This window comes from Crenothrix polyspora, from assembly GCF_900163755.1.
Lineage (GTDB): Bacteria > Pseudomonadota > Gammaproteobacteria > Methylococcales > Methylomonadaceae > Crenothrix > Crenothrix polyspora.
This window is the reverse complement of the sequence record NZ_FUKI01000178.1, coordinates 1-2,686: the sequence shown is the minus strand read 5'-3', so window position 1 is coordinate 2,686 and position 2,686 is coordinate 1. Positions and strand designations below refer to the sequence as shown.

The 2,686-nt window shown below is 40.1% G+C and carries 3 protein-coding genes; all 3 read right to left on the bottom strand.

The genetic code is table 11. The annotated features are described in order from the left end of the window. Nucleotides 1–1,288: ABC transporter transmembrane domain-containing protein (locus CRENPOLYSF2_RS18350; protein WP_087145403.1), on the bottom strand; the 1,288-nt coding region annotated here is incomplete at its 3' end. Nucleotides 1,289–1,353: 65 nt separating this feature from the next. Beyond that, complete coding sequence (locus CRENPOLYSF2_RS18345) at nucleotides 1,354–1,767, bottom strand: hypothetical protein (protein WP_087145402.1); 414 nt, start codon at nucleotides 1,765–1,767, stop codon at nucleotides 1,354–1,356. 488 nt (nucleotides 1,768–2,255) lie between these two features. Continuing rightward, complete coding sequence (locus CRENPOLYSF2_RS18335; protein ID WP_336469742.1) at nucleotides 2,256–2,600, bottom strand: AlbA family DNA-binding domain-containing protein; 345 nt, start codon at nucleotides 2,598–2,600, stop codon at nucleotides 2,256–2,258. Nucleotides 2,601–2,686 lie beyond the last annotated feature (86 nt).

The following is a 2,686-nucleotide window of genomic DNA, read 5'->3' as shown; positions in this document are numbered from 1 at the left end:
TATTGGCGTAATTTGCCAATCGCAGCAGCTGCATGAGATTCCCCGCACTTTTAATCACACCCTTGCGTAATTGCCTGAGATTGAGGTCACGTAAATCTTGCTGATCCAAACTGACATGACCCGTCAGAGGGGAGCGCAGACCATACAAGGTATCAAATAAGCTGCTTTTATCTGCACCTTCGGTAATAACAAGTTGTTCCCCTGATGCCAAATGTAGATTGAAGCCGATTAACGCATCATAATCGGTATTTAACGGCAGGGATAAATCAACAACATTCACTTGATAAGGTGAATCTTTACTTTGCGGGGTTATACCTGTTACTGAGTCCTGGGGGAGTTCTAGCAAATAATTAATTTTGTCGGCACTGGCAACCATTTCATAAAAGTTATCCAGGGTTTTGCCTAAGCGGGTCAAGCCATAGATCATGGCGTTTACCACCAATTCAGCAGCGATCAGTTGGCCTAAGCTTAACTGACGATCAATGACCATCCAGCCTCCCATGCCTAATAGCAGTGTGTTGGCCAACGTATGCAGAATGAGGGCTCCCGTATTTTGCCGCGATAAAATGCGAAAATGTTTGGCGGAGGCGTCTAAATAATTTAGCGCAATGCCATTGGTTTGTTGCCTTAAAAATGCTTGACCTTGCTCGGTTTTACCTAGTATTGGGTTAGCCGCTAAATTTTCTAACCAGGCTAGGGCATCGTACTTGGCTTTAGATTGCTCAATAGCAGCATTAATGCCATTTTTGCCTAACACGAATAAAATGAAAACGATGGCGGTAATTAGGAATAAGTCAAATGCCAGCAATAAAGGATGGTAAAACGCCAGTAAAACCATGCCAATGATAGTCTGCAAAAAATAGCCCAAGGTTTCCATCAGTAACACTGCTGCGGTTTTCTGCAAGGTAACCACATCGAGAAAGCGGTTGGCCAGTTCGGGTAAATGCTGTTTGTCACGTAGGCTGTAAGACGCTTGCTGCAAGTTGTAGGCCGCCTCGCCAAATAACCGAACGAACAAGCGGCGTTGTAGCATATCAATCACATAAAATTGCAAACCAACTAAAAAATTGCTAAATGCAACCAAGACAAATAAAATCAAAGTCAATACCAGCAATGGCTGAAACAAAGCACCAAACGAGATAGTATTAACCAGGGCTTGTACCGCAACCGGCGTAGCCAGGGACATTAAGCCGATACCGATACCGTAAGCCAATAAGGTCTTGATGTCGTGTTGCTCAATGCTAATGAGCAATTTCAGTCGGTCTAATGGGTTATGTGTAGATGTCATAAACAATATAGGTTAGTTTTTGGTGTTATTCTATCTGCTATTTTCGATAGGCCATTTGGGGCAATTTAAGAAAACAAAGCCAACACTGTACTTATCACAAAAAACTGAATGAGCATGACATATCTATCTAATTTTGGTTTGGCCAACCAGCTGGTATAGCTGTTTTTTAAGGCAGCACAGGCTTTACACGAAACTGGCCGAGCCAGTCCCGCCAATATCGCAAAGCCTAACCAAAACGTCATAATTTCACCTTGTTTTGGTGATACATTAAATAGCCAGTGGAGCAAATGTTCACAACCCCATTCTAGTATGGATATCAAGACATGCAAAAAATGACCCACTGACACCAATACACTGTGGCCAAACATCAACAAGGCAAAGCCTACCAGTAAGCTATAGAGTATTCTGATGCCTATTTGTTGCCATGAATCATAGGGATACTTATTTAGCCATTTTTGGGATATGCTAGATGTCTTCATGATAAATTCCTCCGCGCTTTAGTATGAATTATTACACTAACTGAGTTAGTTTTTACTTTAAGTGCTTCCATCTTCCTGCCACGAACCCCAATGCTTCCTGAATATTCAAATCGCGAGTTCCGCCGCCAGTGCGGACGTAAAATTTTGGCGTATTGCCTTGTTCTAAAAATATAGGTCTCGATGCTGGGGAAACGATAACTCGACAGACATCTTTGCCGTCAATGGCATGAAAAAGTACATGTACAAATACGCATAAATCAGCACCTAAGTTATTAGAACCGACATTCCGCACCCCTAAATAAAAATTCAGCATTTAAGCAACATATTGATATTTAATGAATTTTAGTATTTTAGACTTTCGAGTTAAAACAAGAAAAATTCATCTCTCGTTTGTTTTTTGTTAAATATAAGCTGATATAAATGACTTTGAAAATACGCCAAAAATTCGAAAAATTTATAACATACTGAAATTATTAAATTAAATTTAATCATAAAATTATGAATAGGGGTGCGGAATGTCGGTTAGAAATAGCCGTCATTAGTGATTGTTCAAAGCCATCTTGACCTGGTTTTTTTAGCGTTAGGTAATCTTTTTCTAAACCAATAATGTCGCCGTTATCGGCTACGCTAATTAGCAAGGTTCCACCTACCGGGCTATTCAAAAATCCTGCTAATGTTTTCAAGATAACGTTTTCAAGCACTCGATTAATGCGTGATTCAGCCATATCCCAACGCAAGGAGGATTTGAACTCCAAACGTGAGCTTTCACCTTGCTGAATAATCGAGGGTAAATCGTTGTCCAATTTTGATTTTAAGTAATCGATATTCAGCAAACGCTTATGAATTAAGTTGTAGAGGTATCTACTTTAAATACCAAGGTGGCGATACAATTCGTCAAAATAACTTGACTAAAAGCCAT

What these genes read in the sequence shown, in the direction of transcription:
- CRENPOLYSF2_RS18345 (WP_087145402.1), bottom strand. Translation starts at nt 1,767, where the DNA reads ATGAAGACATCTAGCATATCCCAAAAATGGCTAAATAAGTATCCCTAT.